At 38.4% G+C, this 25,359-nt stretch carries 28 protein-coding genes; 6 read left to right on the top strand and 22 right to left on the bottom strand.

Going from position 1 to position 25,359, the window contains the following annotated elements; all coding sequences use genetic code 11:
• Nucleotides 1–95 precede the first annotated feature (95 nt).
• From pstB to B5D30_RS11000, 15 genes are all read right to left on the bottom strand, one after another.
• Nucleotides 96–905 carry a phosphate ABC transporter ATP-binding protein PstB gene (pstB, locus tag B5D30_RS10930; protein WP_078808109.1) on the bottom strand — a complete coding sequence of 270 codons (810 nt, stop codon included), beginning with the start codon at nt 903–905 and terminating at the stop codon, nt 96–98.
• Nucleotides 906–1,029: 124 nt separating this feature from the next.
• The gene (locus tag B5D30_RS10935; protein ID WP_078808110.1) at nt 1,030–1,362 is read right to left on the bottom strand and encodes a hypothetical protein; all 333 of its coding nucleotides are present in this window, start codon (nt 1,360–1,362) and stop codon (nt 1,030–1,032) included.
• A 23-nt stretch (nt 1,363–1,385) separates the two neighbouring features.
• A complete protein-coding gene (gene pstA / locus B5D30_RS10940) occupies nt 1,386–2,270 on the bottom strand; it encodes a phosphate ABC transporter permease PstA (protein WP_078808134.1) in 885 nt (294 codons plus the stop codon).
• On the bottom strand, nt 2,270–3,145 hold the full coding sequence (gene pstC, locus B5D30_RS10945) for a phosphate ABC transporter permease subunit PstC (RefSeq protein WP_407675501.1): 876 nt from the start codon (nt 3,143–3,145) through the stop codon (nt 2,270–2,272). The genes pstA and pstC overlap by 1 nt, the downstream gene beginning before the upstream one ends.
• A 173-nt stretch (nt 3,146–3,318) precedes the next feature.
• Nucleotides 3,319–4,185: a phosphate ABC transporter substrate-binding protein PstS gene (locus B5D30_RS10950; protein ID WP_078808112.1), complete on the bottom strand. Its 867-nt coding sequence runs from the start codon at nt 4,183–4,185 to the stop codon at nt 3,319–3,321.
• Nucleotides 4,186–4,291: 106 nt separating this feature from the next.
• Nucleotides 4,292–5,764, bottom strand: coding sequence for a cardiolipin synthase (gene cls, locus B5D30_RS10955; protein WP_078808113.1), 1,473 nt, complete (start codon nt 5,762–5,764; stop codon nt 4,292–4,294).
• 330 nt (nt 5,765–6,094) lie between these two features.
• Nucleotides 6,095–6,790, bottom strand: a complete 696-nt coding sequence (locus tag B5D30_RS10960; protein ID WP_078808114.1) for an LrgB family protein — start codon at nt 6,788–6,790, stop codon at nt 6,095–6,097.
• Entirely contained in the window at nt 6,783–7,157 is a 375-nt protein-coding gene (locus B5D30_RS10965; protein WP_078808115.1) for a CidA/LrgA family protein, read from the bottom strand. Before B5D30_RS10965 ends, B5D30_RS10960 begins: the two co-directional genes overlap by 8 nt.
• A 119-nt stretch (nt 7,158–7,276) precedes the next feature.
• The gene (locus B5D30_RS10970; protein WP_078808116.1) at nt 7,277–8,662 is read right to left on the bottom strand and encodes an oxaloacetate decarboxylase subunit alpha; all 1,386 of its coding nucleotides are present in this window, start codon (nt 8,660–8,662) and stop codon (nt 7,277–7,279) included.
• 148 nt (nt 8,663–8,810) lie between these two features.
• On the bottom strand, nt 8,811–9,236 hold the full coding sequence (locus B5D30_RS10975; RefSeq protein ID WP_078808117.1) for a hypothetical protein: 426 nt from the start codon (nt 9,234–9,236) through the stop codon (nt 8,811–8,813).
• Nucleotides 9,233–10,156 carry a hypothetical protein gene (locus tag B5D30_RS10980; RefSeq protein ID WP_078808118.1) on the bottom strand — a complete coding sequence of 308 codons (924 nt, stop codon included), beginning with the start codon at nt 10,154–10,156 and terminating at the stop codon, nt 9,233–9,235. The genes B5D30_RS10975 and B5D30_RS10980 overlap by 4 nt, the downstream gene beginning before the upstream one ends.
• A gap of 401 nt (nt 10,157–10,557) precedes the next feature.
• Nucleotides 10,558–11,490, bottom strand: a complete 933-nt coding sequence (locus tag B5D30_RS10985; RefSeq protein ID WP_078808119.1) for a DUF5067 domain-containing protein — start codon at nt 11,488–11,490, stop codon at nt 10,558–10,560.
• Between the two features lie 145 nt (nt 11,491–11,635).
• On the bottom strand, nt 11,636–11,959 hold the full coding sequence (locus B5D30_RS10990; protein WP_078808120.1) for a hypothetical protein: 324 nt from the start codon (nt 11,957–11,959) through the stop codon (nt 11,636–11,638).
• Between the two features lie 295 nt (nt 11,960–12,254).
• A complete protein-coding gene (locus B5D30_RS10995; protein ID WP_078808121.1) occupies nt 12,255–12,722 on the bottom strand; it encodes a Dps family protein in 468 nt (155 codons plus the stop codon).
• A gap of 88 nt (nt 12,723–12,810) precedes the next feature.
• The gene (locus tag B5D30_RS11000; RefSeq protein WP_078808122.1) at nt 12,811–13,887 is read right to left on the bottom strand and encodes a DUF6287 domain-containing protein; all 1,077 of its coding nucleotides are present in this window, start codon (nt 13,885–13,887) and stop codon (nt 12,811–12,813) included.
• Nucleotides 13,888–14,009: 122 nt separating this feature from the next.
• Here B5D30_RS11000 and B5D30_RS11005 point away from each other — a divergent pair, with 122 nt between their 5' ends.
• From B5D30_RS11005 to B5D30_RS11020, 4 genes are all read left to right on the top strand, one after another.
• Complete coding sequence (locus B5D30_RS11005; protein ID WP_078808123.1) at nt 14,010–14,420, top strand: A24 family peptidase; 411 nt, start codon at nt 14,010–14,012, stop codon at nt 14,418–14,420.
• 57 nt (nt 14,421–14,477) lie between these two features.
• Nucleotides 14,478–14,654: a 50S ribosomal protein L32 gene (gene rpmF, locus B5D30_RS11010; RefSeq protein WP_078808124.1), complete on the top strand. Its 177-nt coding sequence runs from the start codon at nt 14,478–14,480 to the stop codon at nt 14,652–14,654.
• A 2-nt stretch (nt 14,655–14,656) separates the two neighbouring features.
• Entirely contained in the window at nt 14,657–14,806 is a 150-nt protein-coding gene (gene rpmG, locus B5D30_RS11015) for a 50S ribosomal protein L33 (protein ID WP_078808125.1), read from the top strand.
• Nucleotides 14,807–14,965: 159 nt separating this feature from the next.
• Complete coding sequence (locus B5D30_RS11020) at nt 14,966–16,486, top strand: flavocytochrome c (protein WP_078808126.1); 1,521 nt, start codon at nt 14,966–14,968, stop codon at nt 16,484–16,486.
• A 60-nt stretch (nt 16,487–16,546) separates the two neighbouring features.
• On the opposite strand, the gene B5D30_RS11025 is transcribed toward B5D30_RS11020, so the two are convergent.
• The 3 genes from B5D30_RS11025 to B5D30_RS11035 form a co-directional block, all read right to left on the bottom strand.
• Nucleotides 16,547–17,290 (bottom strand): YwaF family protein, encoded by a 744-nt coding sequence (locus B5D30_RS11025; RefSeq protein WP_078808127.1) that lies wholly within the window; start codon nt 17,288–17,290, stop codon nt 16,547–16,549.
• 242 nt (nt 17,291–17,532) lie between these two features.
• Nucleotides 17,533–17,748, bottom strand: coding sequence for a hypothetical protein (locus B5D30_RS11030; RefSeq protein WP_078808128.1), 216 nt, complete (start codon nt 17,746–17,748; stop codon nt 17,533–17,535).
• Between the two features lie 143 nt (nt 17,749–17,891).
• Nucleotides 17,892–18,764, bottom strand: coding sequence for a DegV family protein (locus B5D30_RS11035; RefSeq protein ID WP_078808129.1), 873 nt, complete (start codon nt 18,762–18,764; stop codon nt 17,892–17,894).
• A gap of 241 nt (nt 18,765–19,005) precedes the next feature.
• Between B5D30_RS11035 and B5D30_RS11040 the strand changes: the two genes are divergently transcribed.
• Nucleotides 19,006–21,264 (top strand): glycoside hydrolase family 65 protein, encoded by a 2,259-nt coding sequence (locus B5D30_RS11040; protein WP_078808130.1) that lies wholly within the window; start codon nt 19,006–19,008, stop codon nt 21,262–21,264.
• 84 nt (nt 21,265–21,348) lie between these two features.
• On the opposite strand, the gene B5D30_RS14120 is transcribed toward B5D30_RS11040, so the two are convergent.
• The 4 genes from B5D30_RS14120 to B5D30_RS11060 are packed head-to-tail and all read right to left on the bottom strand — an operon-like array spanning nt 21,349 to nt 24,799.
• Complete coding sequence (locus B5D30_RS14120; RefSeq protein ID WP_234984664.1) at nt 21,349–22,368, bottom strand: hypothetical protein; 1,020 nt, start codon at nt 22,366–22,368, stop codon at nt 21,349–21,351.
• 26 nt (nt 22,369–22,394) lie between these two features.
• Nucleotides 22,395–23,702, bottom strand: a complete 1,308-nt coding sequence (locus tag B5D30_RS11050) for a hypothetical protein (protein WP_078808131.1) — start codon at nt 23,700–23,702, stop codon at nt 22,395–22,397.
• Nucleotides 23,703–23,736: 34 nt separating this feature from the next.
• A complete protein-coding gene (locus B5D30_RS11055; RefSeq protein ID WP_078808132.1) occupies nt 23,737–23,985 on the bottom strand; it encodes a hypothetical protein in 249 nt (82 codons plus the stop codon).
• 10 nt (nt 23,986–23,995) lie between these two features.
• Complete coding sequence (locus B5D30_RS11060; protein ID WP_078808133.1) at nt 23,996–24,799, bottom strand: hypothetical protein; 804 nt, start codon at nt 24,797–24,799, stop codon at nt 23,996–23,998.
• A gap of 365 nt (nt 24,800–25,164) precedes the next feature.
• Between B5D30_RS11060 and B5D30_RS13800 the strand changes: the two genes are divergently transcribed.
• Nucleotides 25,165–25,320 carry a hypothetical protein gene (locus B5D30_RS13800; protein ID WP_159443307.1) on the top strand — a complete coding sequence of 52 codons (156 nt, stop codon included), beginning with the start codon at nt 25,165–25,167 and terminating at the stop codon, nt 25,318–25,320.
• Nucleotides 25,321–25,359 lie beyond the last annotated feature (39 nt).

Consider the following 25,359-nt stretch of genomic DNA (forward strand, 5'->3'; position numbering starts at 1 on the left):
ACTGCTCTCAATGTCGCTTGAAGCTAACGCTTCAAGTGAATGAACGACATAGTTCGCTGTCGCAAACTCCTGAACGCACCTCGTAGCTTTTCTTTTTACCCAAAATGTCCTGAGATGTAGTCTTCAGTCGCTTGTAATTTTGGTCGTGTAAAGATTTTTTTCGTTTCATCATATTCAATCAAATCGCCACTATAAAAGAATGCGGTGTAATCTGAAATACGTGCCGCCTGTTGCATATTGTGCGTTACAATGATAAACGTGTATTGATCTTTCAAATTCAATAACGTTTCTTCCACTGTCGAAGTAGAAATTGGGTCCAACGCACTCGCTGGTTCATCTAAAAGTAAAATATCAGGTTTCATCGCCAACGCTCTAGCAATACATAAACGCTGTGCCTGCCCACCTGAGAGTGCAAGTGCTGATTTATTCAGCTCATCTTTCACTTGTTCCCAAAGGCTCGCCTGTCTAAGACTTGTTTCTACAATTTCATCCATTTCAGCTTTCGTCTTTTTCCCGTGACGATTCACCGCAAACGCAATATTGTCATAAATTGACTTAGAAAATGGATTTGGTCGTTGGAACACCATGCCGATATATTTTCTCATTTCATAAACATCCGCTTGATCGCTATTGACATCTACATCTTTATACATGATTTTTCCTGTCACATTCGCAATTTGAATGGTATCATTCATACGATTCAAGCTACGAAGATAAGTCGATTTCCCACTTCCACTTGGGCCAATCAATGCGGTAATTTTATTTTTTTCAAACGCCATATCTACACCCTTAATGCTCTCATTTTGAGCGTAATAGACGTGTAAATCCTCTGTATGCAAAGCAATTTCTTTCCCCATACCTGCAAGGTCAAGAATATTCCTTTGACTCCAATCGTAATCTGCCATTTGTTTTGGTTCTCCTTTATTGGCTATAAACTGCAAAAACTTATTTATGAATATTTTTTGCGTGAGGCTGAAGTCTGGTGACTGGTCGCTGTGCCGCTCGAAACTTCGTTTCGATGCTAGTCTTTCAAGAATCTTTGATTCTTAGAAAGACTGTATGTGAAACGAAGTGTAACAGTAAATGAACGACACGGCTCACTACCACAGACTTCAAATCGCCCCACTTCGCTTTTCTTTGTCTAGCTACGTGAGGCTGAAGTCTGGTGGCTGTTCGCAGTGCCGCTCGAAACTTCGTTTCGAGCAAGTGAACGGCACGGCTCACTGCCACAGACTTCAAAACGCCCCACTTCGCTTTTCTTTGTCTAGCTACGTGAGGCTGAAGTCTGGTGGCTATTCGCAGTGCCGCTCGAAACTTCGTTTCGAGCAAGTGAACGGCACGGCTCACTGCCACAGACTTCAAAACGCCTCACTTCGCTTTTCTTGTTAAGCTGATGTTAGTTTTGAATGTAGTTTTTTTCCTAAGAAACGTGCACCGAAGTTGAAGATTAAAACTGCGATAATCAAAACGGCACTTGCTCCAGCTGAAACTTGTGCTCCGTCTGGAACGGTTCCTTCTGAGTTGACTTTCCAGATGTGAACGGCTAGTGTTTCTGCTTGACGGAAAATAGAAATTGGACTTGCCACTGAAAGTGGGTTCCAATCTGACCAGTTGAGTGCAGGTGCTGATTGACCTGCTGTATAGATAAGTGCAGCCGCCTCACCAAAAATGCGTCCACTTGACAATACAATCCCTGTCAAAATTCCCGGCAATGCTTCAGGAATCACGACATGAATCACCGTTTCCCAACGAGAAAGCCCAAGAGATAACCCTGCCTCACGTTGTGTAAATGGCACTGCACGTAAACTTTCCTCAACATTTCTCGTCATCAATGGAAGATTGAAAAGCGTAAGTGCCAATGCTCCAGAAATAATGGAAAATCCATACCCCATTTGCACAACGAAGAACAAGAAACCAAACAAACCAACAACAACGGAAGGTAGTGAACTCAAAATTTCAATCGACGTACGAATGACATCGGTCAACCAATTTTTCTTGGCATATTCAGAAAGATAAATTCCTGCACCAAGAGAAATAGGAAATGAAATAAGCATGGTCACAAGCAATAGATAAATAGAATTGAATAGCTGAATCCCAATTCCTCCACCTACTTTGTAGCTTTCCGCTTTTCCTGTTAGAAATTGCCATGAAATATGTGGCAATCCACGAAAGAGAATGAAACAAATCATTGCTGCAAGAATGATACAAATCACACCTGATACACCATAAAGCACACCTGTTGCAATTTTATCTGCCTTTTTTGGACTCATCATTTCATCTCTCCTTTCTTCCCAATCATGCGGATAATAATATTAAAGACTAAACTCATAAGTAAGAGTAACAATGCCAAACTCCAAAGCACGTTGTTTTCCACTGTTCCCATAATCGTGTTTCCAATCCCCATGGTCAAAATAGAAGTAAGTGTCGCAGCTGGTGTAGTAAGGCTTGTTGGCATAACCGCTGAGTTTCCGATGACCATTTGAATCGCAAGAGCTTCACCAAATGCACGTGCCATTCCAAAGACAACGGCTGTCAAAATTCCGGGAACTGCTGCACGAAGAATAACTTTGTAAATCGTTTGCCAGCGTGTCGCCCCTAACCCAAGAGAGGCCTCGCGGTAGTATCTCGGCACAGCTTTTAGTGCATCAACAGTCATACTAGTAACCGTCGGCAAAATCATAACAAACAACACAAAAGTCCCAGATAAAATACCAAAACCTGTTCCACCGAAAACACCACGGATGAACGGTACGATAACGGACAGACCGATAAAACCATAGACAACGGACGGAATACCGACCAACAATTCAATAACAGGCTGTAAAATTTTTGAGCCTTTCTTAGGTGAAATTTCCGTCATAAACACTGCTGCTCCAATCGCAAATGGTGTTGCAACAATTGCAGAGAGGAAAGTAACGATAAACGATCCTAAAAACATTGGCAACGCTCCAACAAGACGTTTGCCGTCAGCCCCTACTTGCGAGGGATTCCAGTCTGTCCCAAATAAAAAGCTAAAAATATTTACCCTGTCTTTTCCGACAAATGTAGCAAGTCCTTTGCTTGCGACAAAGTAAAAAATCGAAAATACAACTAGAACAATAAGAGCGATACAAATGAAACTTAGCACTTTCCCGACTTGTTCCATTTTTGCTCTTTTTGATTTTGTGAGTAGCTGTTTCTGAATATTTTCCACAAGAATTACTCCTTCATTCCACAATGAATACACTCATTGTTTTTTGATATATCACAATCGTTTACTATCATAACAAGATAGTTTTAGTTTCACGTTAATTAATTGTAAAGAAATTGTAAATGCCGTTATTCTTTTAGCTCTTCTACATTTCCTTCAACGTCTTTTTCCACTTTCATGTCGTGAACTGGAATATAACCAAGTTGTTTCACAAGCGTTGATTGTACTTCTTTTGAGGACATATACGCTAAAAATTCTTTTGTTAGTTTTTGTGGTTCGCCTTTAGTATACATATGCTCGTAAGACCAGATTTTCCAGTTGTTTGTGGTTACATTTTCGTCTGTTGGCGAAACGTTGTCAATAGAAATCTCTACTAAATCATCTGTGATATAGCTAAACGCAAGATAACTAATCGCCCCCGGTGTGTCTTTGACGATTTGTCTTACCATACCTGAAGAATCTTGCTCTTGTGATTTTTTCGCAGTTTTTCCTTTTCCAAGTACAATCGTTTCAAATGTTGCACGTGTTCCACTACCTGTGGCACGATTGAGGAGAACGACTTTTTGATCTTTTCCGCCGACTTCTTTCCAGTTAGTAATCTCGCCGAGAAAGATTTTTTTCAGCTCTTCCATGCTCAAATTGGTAATTCCTGCCTCTTTATTGACAACAGGAGCAATTCCTACCACTGCAACTTTGTGGTCAACGAGTTTTGTTGCATCAATCCCGTCTTTTTCTTCTGCAAACAAATCGCTATTGCCAATATCTACGGCTCCAGCTTGCACTTGTGAAAGTCCCGTTCCACTTCCTCCACCTTGAACATTGATGAAAATCCCCGGATGTTCACTTTCGTATTCTTCGCCTGCACTTTCAACAAGAGGTTGCAAAGCACTTGAACCTACTGCTGTGAGCGATTCACCTTTGTCAATCCATTTTGCACAACCACTTGCGACAACAAGAGAAAGCGTTGCTGCTGCGAATAACAAATATTTTTTCATTTTCTATACTTCTTTCTTCTAAATTTAATTTTGAAAGGTACCCTTTACTATCAAATCATACTTTGAAACACGTGGAAAATCAAACATTTCTATCAACTATTTTTAATCATAATAGTGGTGAGATTAACCTTGCTAAACTTTCTTTGAATCTTATAAACAATTTTCGATTGTTGTAAAGCTCTTGTGTCAATCGTTTGGAATCTCGTGAGTCTTGGAAAAATGCGTTGCGTAGTTTTTTTGCAAATTTTTCTTCGTAAATAATGGTATTCACTTCAAAATCCAGCTGGAAACTTCGGTTGTCAATATTTGCCGAGCCAACACTTGCAATTCCTGCATCAATAATCATCGTTTTTGCATGAATAAACCCTTTTTCATACGTTTCAATTTCCGCACCATAACTCAAAAGTTCCGCAGCAAATGAATAAGTCGCCCAATACACAAAAGGGTGGTCTGGCTTATTCGGAATTTGCATTCTCACCTTTACACCACTAATCAATGCCAATTTCAACGCTTGATGAATAGACTCATCAGGAATGTAGTACGGCGTTTGAATCAAAATTTCCTCTTTCGCCAAATTAATCATCTTTAAATACGTCATTTTGATTTGTTCTTCTTCAGAATCTGGTCCACTCGTGATGACTTGAAGATGAGTATCGCCTTTTTTCTGAATCGGAGGGAAATAGTTTTCTGGTCGCTTGATTTCGTTAATGTGTTGCGAGTTCCAGTCCATGATAAATCTATTTTGTAAAGAATACACACCTTCGCCTGTCATTCGCAAATGATTGTCTCGCCAGTAACCAAATTTCTTTTTCTTGCCTAAATATTCATCACCAACATTGAACCCGCCAGTATAACCAACTTCTCCGTCAATCACGACAATTTTTCTGTGATTGCGATAGTTCAAACGTGGATTTATCCACGGGAGAAAAAGCGGAAAGAAAAACACAACACGTCCACCAAGATTGGTCAGCTCCTTGAAATGACGTTTTTTCACATCATTACTTCCCCAAGCGTCAAGCAACATTCTCACTTTCACACCACGTTTTTGTGCTTTGAGCAGTTCTTGGTAAATTTCTTTCCCTAGATTATCCATGCGGAAAATGTAATATTGAAAATGAATATGATGTTTCGACTTACGAATGTCTTGAATAAGTGCATCAAATTTCGCCCGACCGTCTGTGAAAATTTCAAGCGTTGCCTCGTTTGCATAGAGAGCTTTTTCATTTGCCGTCAGCATATACACCAAACTGCTTACATCTACTTTCCCTGTTCGTGCTTGTGGAATTTTTCCAGCGGCTACTTCTTCTTGTTGCAAACGCATTTCTTCTAAATTCCCAATACGATTTTGCATTTTCAAATCGAAAAGCCTTGTATTGCTAATACCTCGCCCTAAAAAGAGGTAGAGAAAAAAGCCTACAACTGGTAAAAATAACAAAACCAATAGCCATGCCCAAATGCTTGAAGTCTGCTTTCGCCCACGAAACACAATAATCGCAGCCAAAAGAACATCTAAAATAATAATCGAAAGCTCAATATTTTCTAATGCGATTTCAAAAAAATGTATGATTAAATTTAACATATTCCCCTCTCCCCTATCGTAGAGTTCGTATTCTACATAAAATTATGGATTCCTCTCTTAAAGGTAACAGAAGAAAAACGGAGTTTCAAGAATTTCCCCTTGAACTCCACTTTTATTTTTTAGATGTTTTAAAAGCCTACACTTTTAGAAGATATGGGCACCTCTAAAAACTCCGGTTAAGCCAAAATTAGATAGTTTTTTGATTTTCGAGGAAATCGACGAAACTTATGTGGTTCATAGGTTGAGGAGATTGACGAAGAAAATCGGGAAACTAGCAATTTTGGATAAGCGTGAGTTTTTAGAGGTGCCCATATATCCATTCTTTCTCAACTAAGATAGAAAAATATTCGCAATTAAGGGAGCGACAACAACATAAACGACTCCTGTAATACCTATCGACAAACCAGACATCGCTCCTTGTACTTTACCTAATTCCATTGCTTTTCCAGTGCCAATTGCGTGTCCTGTCCCACCAAGAGCAATTCCTTGTGCAACGGGGTCTTCAATTTTAAACCATTTCAACACATTCGCCCCGATAACGCTCGTCAAAATTCCTGTTGCTACGACAGAAACAAGCGTGATTGTCGCAATACCGCTCATTTTTTCACTAATACCTACTGCCATTGCTGTGGTCACTGATTTTGGGAAAATGGAGAGTGCCACGATTTTTTCCAAACCAAAAAATCGTGCAAATATCGCTGTTGCTATCACATTGACAACGGCACCTATACCAATTCCTAGCATAATCGAACGAAAATGATGTTTCATCAAATGGAGTGTTTTATACAAAGGAAGCCCTAACGCCACCGTACTCGGTGCAATCAACGTATTGAGCATACTTCCACCTTTATAATATTCTTCATAAGAAATTCCTGTCAATTTCAAGAAAATGATAATCCCAACCGTTGCAAATAATAACGGTGTTGTGAGCGGATGAGGATAACGTTGATTGATTTTCACCCCTAACAAATACATAAAAATAGATAACACCAAACCAAACAATGGATTACTCGTTACTTCAAGCATTGTCTCCCTCCTCATAATCACCTTCAAGTTTCACTTTGACAAATTCTACTATTTTACCCACAATTACGATATTCAGCACAAGTGCAAAAATGATAATAAAAGCAATCTGCCACCATTTCCCTGCAATGACGTGAAATTGTGCCATAATGCCCACACCTGCGGGCAAAAAAAGAATCGTCATATTCCCAAGCAAAAACTCACCAACTTCTTTAATGTCCTCAACTTTTAGTAAATTGGTTTCCAGTGCAATAAAAAGAAAAATCATCCCTAAAATACTCCCCGGAATCGGCAATTTCAAAACTGTCGAAACACTTTCCCCCAGAAATGAGAAAAAAAGAATAAAAAATAATTGTCGATAAATCTTCATGTCTTCCCTCTTTTTTTGAAAATGTATTCTTTATTTTAACACTTTTTTAGAATTTTTGTGTGGGTTTTTGTAGAAAAAAATCCTTTCACTTTTATATTAAGTAAAAGGATTTTTCAGTATTAAGTCAAACTCATCTCAATCGGATCAAACGGAATATCAAAGAAGTCGATGTTTTTCCGTTCGAGGTATTCCTTGCCGATCGCAGGGAATAGTGCATAGATGAGCAAATCGTCCTCGTTTTTGGCGAGATTGCCGATTTCTTCACGAAGTGCTGGGACTTGTGGCGACAATAAATCGGCAGGGCGGCAGGTGATTGGGGAAATATCGTGAATAATTTTCTTCGCTACTTCCGCATCAATCGGAGCAGGAGGTTGACCATAGTACCCCTCCACGTATTCCTTGATTTCCGTTGGTACAACTTTGTACGGTTCTCCTGTGATTACATTCATCACCGCTTGGATACCGACCATTTGAGAAAGCGGGGTAACGAGTGGTGGGAAACCTAAGTCCTCACGCACACGAGGCACTTCCTCAAGCGTTGCCTCAAATTTTTCTTCTAAGTGCTGTTGTTTCAACTGACTCAAAAGATTGGAAAGCATTCCGCCCGGCACTTTGTATTTGAGCGTTTTTGGTTCAACGTCTTGCACTTTGGCATCTAAAATACCATTTTGGCGAAATTCATCACGCACAGGTTTGAAATAATCGGCTACTTCCACCAATTTTTCCGTGTCAAGCCCTGTGTCAAAACCAGCGTTGTTCAATGCGAGGTGCAAACATTCTGTCGGTGGCTGACTGGTTCCTCCTGCAAACGGTGAAATTGCGGTATCAATGTAGTCAACACCTGCCTCTGCTGCTTTCAAGTACATCATTTCACTAATTCCGCTCGTCGCATGAGTGTGCAAATCAATCGGAAGATCAATCTCGCTTTTCAGTGCTGAAACCAAATCGAATGCCTCTTGAGGCATTAAAATGCCCGCCATATCCTTGATACAAAGAGAATCTGCTCCCATATCCACAAGCTGTTTGCCAAGAGTGACAAAATAATCTAGCGTGTGAACAGGAGATTTTGTATAACTCATCGTCAACTGACATTCGCCGCCATACTTTTTCGTTGCGTAAGCGGCACGCTCTAAATTCCGCACGTCATTGAGTGCATCAAATATCCGCACAATGTCAATACCATTTTCAATCGCTCGTTTGACAAATAAATCAACGACATCATCAGAATAATTTTTATACCCTAAAATATTTTGCCCACGCAAAAGCATTTGTAACTTGGTGTCTTTGACATTTCTGCGAATCACACGAAGTCGCTCCCATGGGTCTTCATTCAAATAACGTAGGCAAGAGTCAAAAGTTGCTCCTCCCCATACTTCCATTGCATGATAACCACATTTGTCCATTTTCGACAAAATCGGTGTCATCTGCTCCGTTTTCATACGTGTAGCAATCAAAGACTGCTGACCGTCACGCAAAACGGTTTCAACAAAACGAATTTTTTTCATGATTGTACGCTCCTTCTCTAACTTTTCTTACCTTTATTATACAGGAAGATAGAAAATTTTGCGGAGAATTTTGTGCTTTGTTGGTGTTTTTATTTATTTTTAAAAGGGAGATTAAAAACGCATGGAGGTTTTCCATACGTTTTTGGGGTTATTTGTATTTTTCATCTATAATCTTATCATCTCGATACCAGACTTCGATGTCGTCTGTGTATTGACGTGCGGTTTTGGAATTAAAGATTGTTTTTAGCCATTTCGTAAAACCTTCACCAAGTTTTTCACGATCAATTATTTGATTGACCTTCTCTGCTCCCTCTTTAGTCGCGTCATCTCCTTTTGATGCCAACGAAGGAATTTTTATTGTAATTTTTTCATACGGCTTATCGCTGAAAAATCCGCTATTGACCGTTTTCACATCTACACCTTGGATGTTTACAAATAAACCATCCAAATTTAACGCTTGTTTCTTAGCCTCAATTTTGCTAAATCTACCATAACCCAAAACTGCTGAAGCAACAAGGGCAATGACAATTAGCACGAAAAATTTTGACCTAGGATTATTTTGAAATATTGTCATTTGCTTTTCTCTACTTTCAATGTATTTTCAACGATTTCCCATTTACCACCCGTATTTTTGTAAGTCACTGATAAATTATAACGGTCTGATAGGAAAAATACTTTCCCCTCAACATCAATTTCACCAATGATATTCACTTCTTTTTTCTTTTCATCAAGGTTAAACTCAACAAGTTCTTGCCCGCCTCGCTTGCTCCAATTTTTAAATGTAAGTTTCTTTTTCATTCCAATTTTCTTTACCAAATCGTCTTTAATTTCAGCTTTGACATCTGTTGTTAAATTTAAATCATTCGAGCTATTCTTCTTCACTCCGTTTGCATAAGTCGCAAGTAAGCTACCGTCATAATAGATTTTATAAACGTCCGTTGATTTATTCATTTCCTCATTGATTGAGTCCTCGAATACTTGTTTTATTCCACTCCTATCGCTGTCATCATCAAATAACGGAGAATAATTAATTAACTTAGGCAAAGAAATATCAATCTCTTTCGCCTCTTTGCTATTAAACCACTTTAAAATACCATTTTGAGAAATAACCCCAACATCACTCCCAGCAATCGCTGAATACGCATCTCGAACATTATTTTTCTTAGCTATTTCTTGCCGTTGCTCTGCCCAAGGAGAAGTTGCTTGGAAAAGCGATTTGAACGCAGGAATACCTAAAGCTATCACTCCAAATGCCAGTCCAGCGAGAATTGCAATTAGCACGACATAATTCAAAACGGTTTGCATTAACATTTTAAACGGTGTTGTTGCTGCTTGTTGCAATACCTTTGTAGCAGTCTGTGTCTTACTACTCCCATTCTTTTTCTTTGCAACTTTTGGTGTCGTAGTAACTTTCTCTGGTACTTTCGCCTCTGTTTCACTCGACAATGCCATTAACCGTTGTTTTCTCGCCTCTTTTTCTTGTTCTCTGTTCATAAAATCCCACACTTTCTTTCTATTTTTTCAAAAAGCACACCAAAATTTCCTAGTTTCTCTCTCCCACCTAATCCCTCACTCATCATGCCAAATCTTTCTAATTTTCTATTTGACATAACCTCCTTTAATTATATATATATATATATATATATATATTTGTGCAATTGTTTTCACTATTTTTATCACATTTTCATCACATTCTAATTTAATGTTTTGTCGAATACTTCCTCTTTTCTATCGTTTTTTGAAATTGCATTTTCCTTTATAGAAAGAAAAAACTTCCATTTTACAGGAAATTTCTTCTATTCTTCCAAATTCCTTTTTCATAAAATCTATTATTTTCTATACAAAACACAAAAACTTCAAACTTGACATTTTCACGTTTTTAATCTTTTTACCCACTACTTTATCGCAAAATCTTGTGAACCTATTTCATCTCCAAACATCGTTGCTTTACATTTTAACGTTACAGGGGTGGTTTCGTCGGTCAATTCGTAACCTTCCTGATGTTCTACTGTACCACCGTTCTTGATAGTATCGTTTCCTTGATTGTATTTGTCGTCAAATAAACCGTAAATATAAGACACTTCTAACTTATTTTCTCGATTAGGATCGTTGTCTTGATACGCATCAAAAGCAGAACTCCATTCCCAAGACGCTTTCACATCCTCACCAGAAGTATTCGTCACCTTATAAGTAAACACAATTAGCGGCTTTTCTCCGCTATTTCTCTCTGTATTCGGTTGGAGAACTTCGTGGTTTACAATCTCAATTTTTGCTTTCTCTGTCTGTGCCACGTTGTCACGGAAATAATATTCCTCACTTTCCTCTTGCGAACTTTCGGTCGTCTGAGCTGTTTTTGGCAATTCATCCGAAACACTGCTCAAGTTTTTTTCAATTTCGTCACTCGCTTTCTCTAAAACTGAACTATAAAGTGCTTGCGAGGCAAAAACACCAATCATCGTCACAATCGACAAAACAAAACCAGCTTTACCTAGACCATTTTTAACATTTGTTTTCTTCGCACGCAAAATAGCGATTAACCCGAAAATAAATGCTAGAATACCGAAAATGAATGAAACATTGTTCACAATCGGAATCAAACAACCAAGCACACCGATAATTCCCAGCACCAATGCCGTAATCGCAAAACCAGAATTCCCTTTCCGCTCTTGATTCGTTTTCGCCTTAAAACTCGCCACTTCTACGTTTTCACTCACTTCTTTAACAGATTTTTCCTGTTTCTTTTGTGCAACTTGCTTTTCTGCAAATTCTTCACCTGCCAACTGGGCAAGACGTTTCCGTCTTTCTTCTTTTTCTTGCTCTCTACTCATTGCAAATTTCCTCCGTTTTTTATTTTCGCTATGTATCAAAATAAAGTCCCAAGAGAGAAACTCCAAGAAAATCCAGATTATCTTTCTTTTCCTAGAGCTTTCTTTTGTGAACCTTTTGTTTTGCAAACGATACTATGTTTTTAAATTAAAACTCACCGTTTTTCGATAAAAACATAGCAAAACCAATAATTGCAAAAACTGCCGCAATCCAGTTTCCAATAAGCGGAATCAAACAGAAAACATTCATTAAAATGAATAATACTCCTGTCGGTTTTGGAAGTTCTTTATTGCTAATTGCTGTAAAAATAATTCCAAGAATTGCCAAGATAAATTTTACAAAACCTAGCAAAATTAAAGTGGCTGTAATTCCTGCAAAAACATCTGCAACCCCACTCAACAATGTCGTCAAAACAATCAACAAACAATACGCTCCAACAATACCGTCAATTACTACTGCTGCTTTTCTCATAGATTTCACCTCCTCATCATTTTGTTAGTATGTATGCTTTTCTCTAATTATAGATTTTATACAATACCTCTTAATTATATATATATATATAAATTGCAAGCCATATTATTAATTTCATCACATTTTTTCTTCATTCTAACAAAACATCACACATCTTTTTTTATGATTTTTTCCCTATCTTAAAAGTAAATTCTGGTTTTTTTTCATTTTATACCCCTTTTATTCCCTTTCTTTCCAGCATTTTTCCACCGAACGCAAAAAAAGACAGAGAATTTCACTCTGCCTTTTCGTTTTTTTACGCATCAATATTAGGAGCCAAGCCAAGCTCTGCTTGTAACATCCAAATCGTTTTTTCAAAATATCCTTTGCCGTCAGCGAAAATGCCGTTTGTCACGTCGTCGCCTTCTTCATCACTTGCATCTAGCCCTTCTTGATAAAGACTTGTCATATAACGCATAGCTGCAACAAGTTCCTCAAAACGTTTTTCCGTTGGTGTCGTCCAATCCGCTTTTTCAAGTTTAATTTTTGTATGCTCTGCAAATTCCGCCAGAGTAGAATAAGGACTACCGTCAATCGTAATCAAACGCTCGCTAATCTCGTCTAACTGCTCGTTGACCTCATCCATATAAGTATCCATTTTAGGATGTAGTTTCAAAAAATTCGCTCCACGCATATACCAATGAATTTGGTGAATCAACGCTGACAACGCTGAAAGATCCGCTACCGCTTGATTCAAAACTGCTTTTGTTTTTACATATTTCATTTGAATACCTCCTGTATTTTCCATTTTTTCAACATTTGCTACCCTTATAGTATAACGCTAAAATGGATTTCAAACAAAAAATGTGCCTTTATTTGCGATAATAATAATTTTCTTTTGGATAATTTCCGGCTTGCATAGATAATATCAATCTCGCCTTTGAGGTGTCCGAAGTATCACCAGCAGGATTAGAAAAACCAATTTTGAACAGACCTATTGCTCCCAACCCCACAGTCGCACCGTCTGAACTGAGATTTACACACGGCACTTTACTCGTCTTATCCGAGTCTTTTATTGCTGTTATTTTATATCCTTTATCCGTTGTGCCGTTTGCGTTAATCACCAACGTCTCGCCTTTTCCGTTCACCCACGTACCGACAAGTGTAGCAAAATCACCGTTATTTATTGCTTGAATATCCAAATCCGAAGTCGCACTAGGATTTTCTTTCGACTTTTCCATTTCTTTGTGAATTTCCTCGTTTGTACTTCCGATTTCCTTTTTCACCTTTTCGATAAAATCAGTTTCACTTTTTTCACCTGTCAAAAACATGATATAAATATCCTTGATTTTTTGTTCTTGATTACGCAAAACATACCATTTTCCGTTTTCTTCTGAAAAATTTAGCTCCGTGTAAAGAGGTTGACCGCTCGCCTCCATGCTTGAGAAATTTTCTTCAAGCGTTGTCGCAAGTAATTCATCTACTTTCTCAGGAGATTTCGCCAACTCCTTGTCCTTAGAGATTTTCTCTAACACCTCTTTGCTCGTTTTTTTCAGCGTAGCAACGTAATTCAAGCCGAAAATTTGGTATTGCATTGTATGCACATTCGGGTCTGGCGTTGATTTCTCAAGAGAAAGAAATTTCGTTTTCACTTCCATTTGTGTCAACAATTTCTTCTTCAAACGTTCAATCACTTCAGCATCAGTATTCTTCGTTGCCGTTTCAAAATCTTTGAAAAATCCGTCTATAACCGTCTTTGTCGTACTTTTCAACGCACGATTTAAATTTTCCCCCTCCACAAATTCCTTGTGAAAGGCATCGCTCTTGTTTTGATAGACAAGCTGATTGACAAACAATTCGCCCGCAGCTTTTGAGCCAACAGATTGTTGCTTACACCCTGCAAGCACTAATAATAGAAATATCGGAATAAGATAAGCTATTTTTTTCATAATTCCTCCAAAAATTCTTTAGTCACCCTCCATTATATCAGAATTTTTGCGTATCTTTAAGATGAAGGTGTTAAATTTATTTCAACCTTTATTTTTAACGAAAAATCACAAGGAGAAATCACATGGAAATTTTCTTTTGTATATTACTTGCTGCACGTTTTTCTTATGACGACATTCGTTTTCGTTCGATGTCCGTGTGCGAAATGACACTTGCAACAGCGATTGCTTTTTTCTGGAAAATGGAGAACACGCCTAGAGCCTTAATTTTTCTTGCGTTCGCTCTTGTTTGTTACTTTTTTCCCTTAGGTGTCGGTGAGGGAGATTTTTGGCTGGTAGGCATTTGGGCATTTTTCTTTGGCAAATTTTTTTGTGGCACGCTTATTTTTACCGCTGCACTTTTCGCTTTACTCTACGCAGGAGGGTACTTTTTACGGAAAAAAGTTTACCCAAAAACTATACCATTCGTGCCTTTTTTGTCGATTGCCTTAATTTGTCAAGTAATTCTACTTGACGAGGTGCTTTTTGCATGGTAAACTATTTAAGAATTTGTTTTAAGACAAAAATTTAAGGATTGAAAGAAGGTTTTCTAAATGGCAGTACCTGCACGTCGTACATCAAAGGCGAAGAAAAACAAACGTCGTACACATTACAAATTATCAGCACCTACTATTTCATTTGACGAAGCAACTGGTGATTACCGTCGTAGCCACCGCGTTTCATTAAAAGGATATTACAAAGGTCGTAAAGTCGTAGAAGGGAAAGAATAATCATGCGTGTAAACATTACTCTTGAACACAAGCCAAGCGGTGAGCGTTTGTATCTAACTTCAAAAAATAAACGCAACAACCCTGAACGCTTAGAGCTAAAAAAATACTCTAAAAAATTGCGTAAGCATGTTGTTTTTACTGAAGTAAAATAAAATATAAGAGTATGCAGTTACTTGCGTACTCTTTTTTTGTACTTTCTACTACTTTATTCCACCCACCTTAACAACCCAAATATTTTACAGAAATTCATTGACACCGCTCTCTTTTTCTCGCATAATAGTGAAGTACTAATAGAGAAGGTGGAATCTAAAATGAAAAGAAAATTTTTATTAGGGGCATTTAGTCTTTTGAGTGCCTTAGCTCTTGTGACTGGTTGTTCTCCTGACAAACCAAGTTCAACGAAAACTTCTAGTAGCTCTAGCAAATCAGAAGTATCAAGCGGGGCATCTGAGGCGAAATATACGGACATAAAAGAGCTAAAAGAGAAGTATGACGTGATTATCGTTGGTGCTGGTGGAGCTGGTATGACGGCTGCAATCGAGGCAAAAGATAAAGGATTGAATCCTGTTGTTTTTGAGAAAATGCCTGTTGCCGGCGGAAATACACTCAAAGCGTCTGCTGGAATGAACGCTGCTGAAACGAAGTTTGAAAAAGAAAAAAATGTAACAGATAGCAAAGATTTATTCTTTGAAGAAACGCTAAAAGGTGGCGGTGGCAAAAATGACCAAGAATTGCTCCGTTTCTTCGTGGATAATTCTGCAAGTGCAATCGACTGGCTTGACCAAAACGGAATGAAACTTGACAATTTGACAACCACAGGTGGCATGAGCGTAACACGGACACATCGCCCAACGGACGGTTCTGCTGTCGGAGGTTATTTGGTGAAAGGTTTGCTTGAAAACATTCACAAACGCAACATTCCTCTTTTCGTCAATGCTGATGTGACAAAAATCAACGAAAAAGACGGAAAAATTTCTGGTGTAGAAGTAACATTTGACCAAAAAGACAAAAAAGAAATTTCTTCTAATGCTGTCATCGTAACCACAGGTGGTTTTGGTGCAAACGAAGAAATGATTAAAAAATACCGTCCTGACTTGGTAGGATATGTTTCGACAAACCAAGAAGGTAGCACGGGTGACGGAATCAAGATGATTGAAGCTCTTGGCGGAGCAACGGTTGACCTTGATCAAATCCAAATTCACCCAACTGTCGTGCAGAAAAACGGTTATCTTATCACTGAAGCTGTTCGTGGTGAAGGAGCAATCCTCGTAAACGGCGAGGGGAAACGTTTCTTCAATGAAATGGAAACACGCGACAAAGTATCAAAAGCAATTTTGGAAACAAAAGAAAAATCAGCTTACCTCATTCTTGACTCTGGTGTGAAAGAACGTGTGAAAGCAATCGCCACTTACGAAAAACAAGGATTTGTCGTAGAAGGAAAAACAATTGCTGAATTAGCCGAGAAAATTAAACTTCCAGCTGAGGCACTTGAGGCAACCGTCAACGAGTGGAATAAGAGTGTCGCTGACAAGCAAGATACAGCTTTCGGACGTAAAACTGCAATGGAAAATGATTTATCAAAAGCTCCTTATTATGCTATCCAAATCGCTCCAGGCATTCATCACACAATGGGTGGTGTGAAAATCAATACAAAAACAGAAGTATTGAACAAAGACGGAAAAGCAATCACTGGACTTTTCGCTGCTGGTGAAGTAACAGGTGGCTTGCATGGTGCAAACCGTATCGGCGGAAATGCCGTAGCTGACATCATCATCTTCGGTCGTCAAGCAGGTAGTCAATCAGCGGAATTTGTTGAGGGATTGAAAAAATAAATAGCCAAAAAAATCGTTTAGAGTAGACATTCTAAACGATTTTTTGTTTGTTTATTCTTATCAAACGTGAACTTCTCTAGCCAACCTTCTCGCTCGTAATTCCCACGGTGCATAGAGTAGAAACCACGCAAACGCAAGCAATACAAGCAAACCAAAGATATAAAATTTCCCTAACATATGCTGTATCGGCTCAAGTGGCGAGGAAGGGGCTGCAACATTTAAGAAAAAGAAATTCGTGTCAAGTTTTGCATTAGCAATCATGGCAATTGGTACGGTTATCAATAAGAAAACAACACTTCGCCAAAGTTCGTGAGCATTCGGGACAAATTCTTTTGCTAAAAGTCGCATCAAAATATACCCGACCAATACGGTATGAATGAAAAAACTCTGCATTGAATAAAGATTGAACACAGGATAAATCGTCCAATTGGGTGTAATCAACGCAGCAAAAGCTCCCGGTAGCGTGAGTGAATAGAGAATTTCTTGCGTATATTTATTCGAGTGAAAACCGTCATAAAACATCACCATCCAGCCAAACGCACATAAATCAAGTGGCAAGGCATTCCACTCATATTGTCCTGTTACAATCAAACTCCCTTGACGAAGTGCCTCGCTCAAACTCATCACAATCACAACATGACGCCTGAAGTTCATACGATGATGTTCATTCATTTTCAAATATCGCTGAATGAAAAATGCAACAATAATTGTCAAAAAACACAAAATAAGCAAATGCGTTTTCGTAAACAAACCGAAACCAATATTTTCTGGAATATTCGTTCTATATGTGAAAAAATAATTCATTTTGGTAAATTTCCTTTGCTATTTGGTCAATTTCAATAATCTAGTATAACAATCTTTCATCAATAAAAAAAGAAAAACGACTGTATGACTCTGAGCAAAATGACTTCGAGTACGATCGTTTTGTTAAGGGACCTCTAAAAACTCCGTTTAAGTCAAAACTAGAAATTTTGGATAAGTGTGAGTTTTTAGAATTGCCCTTAAAGTAAACTAGGAGTAAAACTTATCATTTTACTCCTTTTCTTTTATGCTACCATTTCTTTTCGTTTTGCCTCGGTCATTTCATTTTTCAAAGCAACAACACGGTGCTGTTTTTCAACTACTAAGTATTTATCGTCTTGTTCATATTCTTCAACTTCAAGAACAACTGTATTTTCATAAACATTTAAAACTGTTCCCGTTACTTTTCTTCTAAAACCAATAGGTAGAGCTGTATATTTTTTTCCGATTGTTATTTCCATGATGCCCACTCCTCTCATCTCAAACTCATAGAGATTTAATTTCCTATCTCTTATTTATTTTCGTTTTCAAAAGGAGTATAACATTTCCCTTGCTTGATTGCAAGTAAGAACTCATGGAAAATTAATCTTATTCTAACAAAAGGTTAAACTCTTGGCGTTGCTCCGATAGCGAAAACCGCTACACAGCCGACACCTGTATGAGTAGCAATCGTTGGTCCTAGCGGAAATAGGAGAACCTCTGCCACATTTGCTTGAGCCAAAATTTGTTCTTTCACAACCTCCGCAGCCGCTTTGTCGCCTGAATAATTGATAAAAACGGTTTGTTCTTCAGAATTTGGCAAATCTGCTACAATGTTGTCCGCAAGGGTTTTGAGTGATTTTTTGCGACCACGTACTTTCCCGACCGGACGCAATTTTCCTTCTGGGTCAACGTCCAAAATCGGTTTGATATTGACCAAACTACCAATCACAGCAGCCGCTTTGCTCACACGACCCCCACGCACCAAGTGATGTAGGTCATCTACTGTAAACCACGCTCGAACATATGGGCAAAGTGCGAGAATTTCTGTTTCTACTTCTTCTATTGACTTGCCAGCATCTCGCAATTTTACAGCTCTATCTACGATTAATCCTTCACCGTTGGCTGCCATTTTCGTATCGACTACTCGAATTTCTGCGTTTGGATATTCTTCCAAAACCATTGTGCGAGCTTGCACAGCCGAATGATACGTGCCAGAAAGTCCAGAGGAGAACGCTAAATAAAGCAAAGGTTTATTTTCTTTCGCATATTGGCTAAAAAACTCAAAAAACTGCCCAACATTGATTTGACTGGTAACAGGTTCGGCACCTTCTTGCAATTGTTTTAAAAACCAATCGTTTTCAATTTCCCCTTTTACTTCGGTGTGATATTCTTTGCCGTTCATCGTAACAGTCAAACCTAAATAGCAAATATCGTGTGTTTCATAGTATTCAAAGCTCAAATCACTTGTTGTATCGGTCATTAATTGAAAGCTCATTACTTCCTCCTAAAAATTTTCTATATTAAGGGTACCTCTAAAACTACTCATATTTTAACACTCTTTCAATTTTTTTGTCTAGCACCTATCCTTAAAAAATGTGGTTTCTCTTTTACGCACACGATTGCACAAAATGAACTTCCTTAACATGGATAAAGTTTCTATTTGACAACGCAAACGATTGCACGTATAATAAAGGAAGCTAATAATTATTACACACAATCTAACGGAGGACAATAAAATGCAACATATCAAAAGACTTTTTGACATTCACCCTTGGAAAATCGCAACGACTTCTATTTCTCATGAGGATCATCGCTTGCAAGAGTCTCTCACTTCTATTGGAAATGGGTACATGGGAATGCGTGGAAATTACGAAGAAGGCTACTCAGGAGATACGCACCAAGGCACTTATATCGCAGGTGTTTGGTTTCCAGACAAAACACGTGTTGGCTGGTGGAAAAATGGTTACCCTGAATATTTCGGAAAAGTAATCAATGCGGTGAATTTCATTGCCGTAGATATTGAAATCAACGGTGAAAAAGTTGATTTAGCCAAAATGGAGCCAAAAGATTTTTATCTGGAGCTTGATATGCAAACGGGTGTTTTAACTCGTCGCTATACAGTTGAGATAAACGGTGTTCTCTCAACACTTGAATTTACACGTTTTCTTTCGCTTGCTACAAAAGAGCTGAGCGTACAAAAAATCAATGTGAAAACCGACAAACCTGCAAACATCAAGTTAACAAGCAAACTAGACGGAAACGTGCATAATTTAGATGCCAACTATGACGAGCAATTTTGGATTGAGAAATCTGTCGGCAATACACCTTTTCCATACATTACAAGCGAAACTTTGCCAAACAACTTCGGTGTCGAACAATTTAGCGTAACGGCTATGGCAAAAACAACGACTTCTCCAGAGGTAAATAGCATCACTTCAACAGAAAAACTTGCTTGCAAAGAAGTATTTGTTTTTGAAAACGAAACGGAAGTTACACTTTTCAAAAATACAGTCATCATCACAAGCCGTGATGTAGCTGAAGAAAATCATGTTGCTGCCGCAGAAGAAATTCTTCTTCCTTCTGTTGAAAAAGGCTTTGAGGCACTTTTGGCTGAACAAATTGACGAATGGGCAAAACGTTGGGAAATGGCAGATGTAACGATTTCTGGTGATGATTCCGCTCAACAAGGGATTCGTTTCAACTTGTTCCAATTGTTTGCCACATACTACGGCGAGGACGAAAGATTAAACATTGGACCAAAAGGATTTACAGGTGAAAAATATGGCGGTGCAACGTATTGGGACACTGAGGCTTATGCCGTTCCACTTTACTTGGCTTTGACAGACACAAGCGTAACACGCAATCTCTTGAAATACCGCCACAACCAATTGCCACAGGCACAGCATAACGCACGTCAACAAGGACTAAAAGGTGCGTTGTACCCAATGGTTACTTTCACAGGTGTAGAATGTCACAATGAATGGGAAATTACATTTGAAGAAATTCACCGTAATGGTGCCATTCCTTATGCTATTTACAACTATACCAATTATACTGGAGACACGAGTTATGTAGAAAATGAAGGACTTGAAGTTTTAGTAGAAGTCGCTCGTTTCTGGGCTTGTCGTGTGCATTTCAGCAAGCGTGCTGGAAAATATATGATTCACGGTGTAACTGGACCAAACGAATACGAAAACAACATTAACAACAACTGGTACACCAATACTATTGCCAGCTGGGTGTTACGTTATACGAGCGAAATGCTTGAAAAATTCCCAAGAGAAGATTTAGGTGTAACGGCTGATGAAGTGAAAAAATGGCAGGATATTGTCGACAATATGTATTATCCAAAAGATGAAGAATTGGGTGTATTTGTTCAGCATGACACATTTTTGGATAAAGATTTGATGAGTGTTTCACAGCTTGACCCTAGCAATCTACCACTCAATCAAAATTGGAGCTGGGATAAGATTTTGCGTTCTTGCTTTATCAAACAAGCGGATGTACTACAAGGGATTTATTTCTTTGGCAATGAGTACACGATAGAGGAGAAGAAAAAGAACTTTGATTTTTATGAGCCAATGACCGTGCATGAATCTTCACTTTCTCCAAGTATTCACGCCATTCTCGCTGCTGAGCTTGGCATGGAAGAAAAAGCAGTGGAAATGTATGAACGCACGGCTCGTCTTGACCTTGATAATTACAATAATGACACAGATGACGGTCTGCACATCACTAGCATGACAGGTAGCTGGCTTGCAATCGTGCAAGGATTTGCCCAAATGAAAACATGGAATGAAACACTTAGCTTTGCACCATTTAAACCAAAAACATGGAATAGCTATGCGTTCCACATCAACTACCGTGGTCGCTTGCTTGCAATCGAAGTAACAGACAAAGTAACAGTAACACTAAAACAAGGTGCCGCTCTTGAAATTGAGCTATATGGCGAAAAAGTTTTGGTGGAAAATAGTTTTTGCGTAAAAACAAAATAAGCTAACTAAGAGAAAAATCGCAGGAAGTGGACATTTGAAAAAATGACTTCCTGCGTTTTTGTTATGGGTAGCTTTTATTTTTCCTTAGCCAAAACACTTTTTACAAGGCGTTAAACCTCTGGCTTGTGCCTCATCTAATGTAGTAGGGCTGTACGTGCCGTTTCCACATTTATGCGTATGATATTTCGAACCTGTCGGTGTAACGTAGACTGTTTGTGCTTGTTCATTACTTTGTGCTTGTTGTTCCTGTTGAGCCTGAGCCAACGCTTGTGCTTGAGCCTGTTCTTCCGCTTTAGCCTTAGCCTCTGCTTCCGCCTTTTGTCTTGCTTCCTCTTGCTTGCGTAACGCTTCATCTGCTTTTTTCTTTTCAGCCACCTGCGTTTGAACAGGAGTTAGACGATTTTTCAAATCCACTTTGTACTCTTCACTCACAAGAGCATTGACTAGATTTTGAGCATTTAAAAACTTCTGCTCATCTGTTTTTGCTTCTTCCGCCGCCTTTACAGCATTCTCAGCATTGGTTAAAGCGGAAAATTGCGTTTCTGCCTCAGATAAAAGTTTTCGTGCATTTTCTGAAAACGAGGTGCTTGGTAGAGCATTTATTTCCCCTTTGACCTCATTAAGATTTTCTGTTGTAATCCCACTAGCTAAAACTAACTTTTCAGAACTTACTTCTGTACCATTCAACGCTTTTTCAGCCGTAAATAAATGATTCAGTTTCTCCTGAGCCACTAGCATTTTTTCTGCTTTTACAAGTCGTTCGGATATTTGTTTGCCCGATTGTTCAAAATCAGAAACAAGCCCTTTGTGCTTATCATCACTAATTGTTGCGACATCTTTTTCATTGGCAAGTAATGCTGATTTTATCTTTTCAATTTCTGTTTGAGAAAGGTCTTTTTTGATTGCCCCTTCACTCTCATCAAATAATTGTTTTGCCTGTTCAAGAAGTGCGTTCGTCTCCTTTACTTCTTTTTTCAAGACTTCCTCAACACTTGGTTTTTCTGCATGAGTTTCAGGAATTTTCTTTTCACCACAAGCAACACCTAAAAACAGAAATAAAACCGCTAAACTTAGTAAAACTCTCTCTTTTCTTGTTTGTTTCATTGTTGTCCTCCGTTTTTTCTACTCAATTAATTTCCCAAGCTCTCTTTAAAGCCATTCACAACGTCTTTTAGCGAATCTCGATAAGAAATCAAAAACTCCACAATGCCGTCTTTCATAAACGATAATGGTGCATTTCCCTTTACTCCGTATTCTTTTTTCAATTCCTCAAGTGATTTGTTTTGCTCCGCCTTTAATTCAGCAAATGTTTTCTCATCCCAGAGAATTGTTCCTTTCACTGCATTTTCATAGTTTGTGTAATAATCTTCAATAATCTTCCCGTACATCGTAATATAATCATTATAAGTTGCAATAGATTTTATTGTCGTATCTGAAACGTCTTTCGGCTCAAATTTCGTTGCTTGTGAAGTAGGTTTTTCCGTTTCTTTTTGGGAAGTGCCACTCGCCTTAACCTTAACTTTCGCACTTTTCTTCACTTCACCACCGCTTAACTGAGCGTTAATTGTAATCGTTGTGTCGCTACTACCGCTCCATTCATAAGTTAGGGTGAAATCTCCATTAGTATCCGCTACTTTTTTGTCACCAAGAATCCCAAGACCTACTGATACTTCTGCATTTGGCGTAGTCTTCCCTTTGATTGTCGCTACACCTTTTGCGTCCACTTGAACTTCGGCGGGAACTTCTAATTTCATTTCATCATTTTTCTTTGCAATTTCAGCTGAGTGATTGGCATTCGGCTTAATTTTCACTTTCGTGCTTTTCGTTTCATTATTTAACATTGCATAGATTGTGATGTTTTTCTCTTTGCTGCCAGAAAGCTCGTACGTCAGGCTAAAATCACCATTCGCATCCGCCACTTTCTTGTCGCCAATAATCCCCATACCTACCGAAACTTCCGCATTTGGTTCTGTTTTCCCTTTTATTGTCGCAATATTGTTTGTATCTGCTTCAATCTCAGCTGGCACTTCCAACTTCAACTCTGTATTTTCAGCAACCTCGCTCGTCTCAGAGGTTTCTGGCAAATCGTTTTTCTTCTCCTTACCAAGATTTGCGAACACTCCTCCTACCATTATCACAGCAAATGCAATGGCTATATAGGTAAATTTCTTTCTATTCTTGAAAAGTTTTTTTCCTTTAAAATTCGGCACCTCCATTTTGGCAACCGAAATTTTAGGTGCTTTTGGCAAACTTTCCTCTTTTTCCTTGAACACTTCCTTTTCCACTCGGCGAATAATCAAATCATCTTCGTTCTCGTAAATTTCGATTTCATCGTCTACTTGTGGTTCAAAATCAAAATATTCCTTAGGAATCCTCTTCACTCCGTCCTTGTAGGAAACAACAACTACTTCTTCTCTGATTCTTAAAATTTTACTCATTTTCTATTCCCCTCACTTTTTAACATCACCCACATCAACGCTTTTCCGGCTCTTTCATTTTCTTCAATTTTTCTTTAAATTTCTCCGAGTCTTCTTTCATAGCGTCCCTTTTCTCGTCAAAATTTTTCTTATCTTCTTCAATCTGTTCTTTACTTTTCTTAATGCCCTCTTTTATATTCTCCTGAAAGCTCGTAATTTCACTTTTCTTCCCACACCCAGTCAAAAAAAGCAAGAGTGCAAGCGAAAATAAAATTTTTAAAGGTAGCTTTATAGTTTTCTTCATTTTTTTCCTTTCATCCAATCGGTTTTTGACAATAATCGCATTTGTCAATTTTTCCAACTTCAATCTTTTTGCTCGCCCCACAAGCTGGGCATTTTACAGTATGGAAAACCGCTGTTGCCAAACGTTCTTTTTCTCTTGTCGCAAAACTTTTACGATTTGGCAAAACAATTTCACCAATTCTCTCGTCTAAATACGTCCCTCTCTCAAAAATCTTTAGCTCAATCATTCTCTCCAAATCTTCTCGAATCGTCTCTTTTGTATAGCCTGTCGCTAGAGAAAGCTCTCTCAAAAGACTTTCTTCCTGCCCGACGACAAGCGTGTAATACGCATCATATCGTTTTCCCTCAGCAATCATATTTGAGCCTTTATAATTCAAAAACAAACCTGCTGGCACAAAATAAACCAGTGCTGAAAACGCAGTTGAAAACTCCCCATTTGCTATACAAGAGAAAAATCCTAACCCTGCAAATACAAGCAATACACAAGAAACAGTAAAAAAAGTCTTGCCGTTTTTCGCCACTTCCTTGCGGTCATACTTACTTTTCCGATTCCTCTTATACAATAAATAAAATCCTACCGGATAAAAGAGAATAAACCAAAAAACAATCTTCTTCGTGCTAATATATGGCTCCGTTGCAAAATCCATTCCGTCATATGAGGGATAAATCGTAAATTCTCGGCCATTTTTCTTGATTTCTACAATATCGCCCACACTTATATCAACGCCACCAAAATATTCACGTGGAATTTTTTTAATCCTATCCTTATAAGAAATTGCGACATACTCCTCGCTAACTTTTACTACTCTACTCATTTTTTTACCCCTCATCATTTTTCAACAATTCTACATTTTAACAAAATTTTATCGAAACTACTCTCTACAAGTCAAGATTTTCATTATAAAATTGACTCCGCTTTCTTTTTTACGTTGCAAATTAATCAAAATCCCACATTCTTTTTAGTTTTTACAAAGACCTTTCTCAAAACCTTAGTTTTTTTTTTTTTTTTACGTTTTTTATAACAAAAACAGAAAAAATCAAATACGACTTCATTTTTTTCTATTTTGAAGAAAAATTTGACAACCTCCCCCACTCCCCCAAAATAACCCTCCAAAACCCAATTTCCTTCATTATTTAGTATAATAGAAAAGCGAAGAGGGGCGTTAAGGAGTTTGTCGCAGTGAGCCATGCCATTTACTTGCCTGAAGCACAGCTTCAGGTGGCATTGCGAACAGCGACCAAACTCCTGCCCCTCGTAGCTAGACAAAGAAAAGCGGAGTGGGGCGATTTGAAGTCTGCAACAGCGAACACTGTCGTTCATTTACTAGAAACGTAAGTTTCTAGCGACATTGTGAGCAGTTGCCAGACTTCAGCC

The sequence above is a fragment of the Pilibacter termitis genome, from assembly GCF_900167335.1.
Classification (GTDB): Bacteria; Bacillota; Bacilli; order Lactobacillales; family Streptococcaceae; genus Pilibacter; species Pilibacter termitis.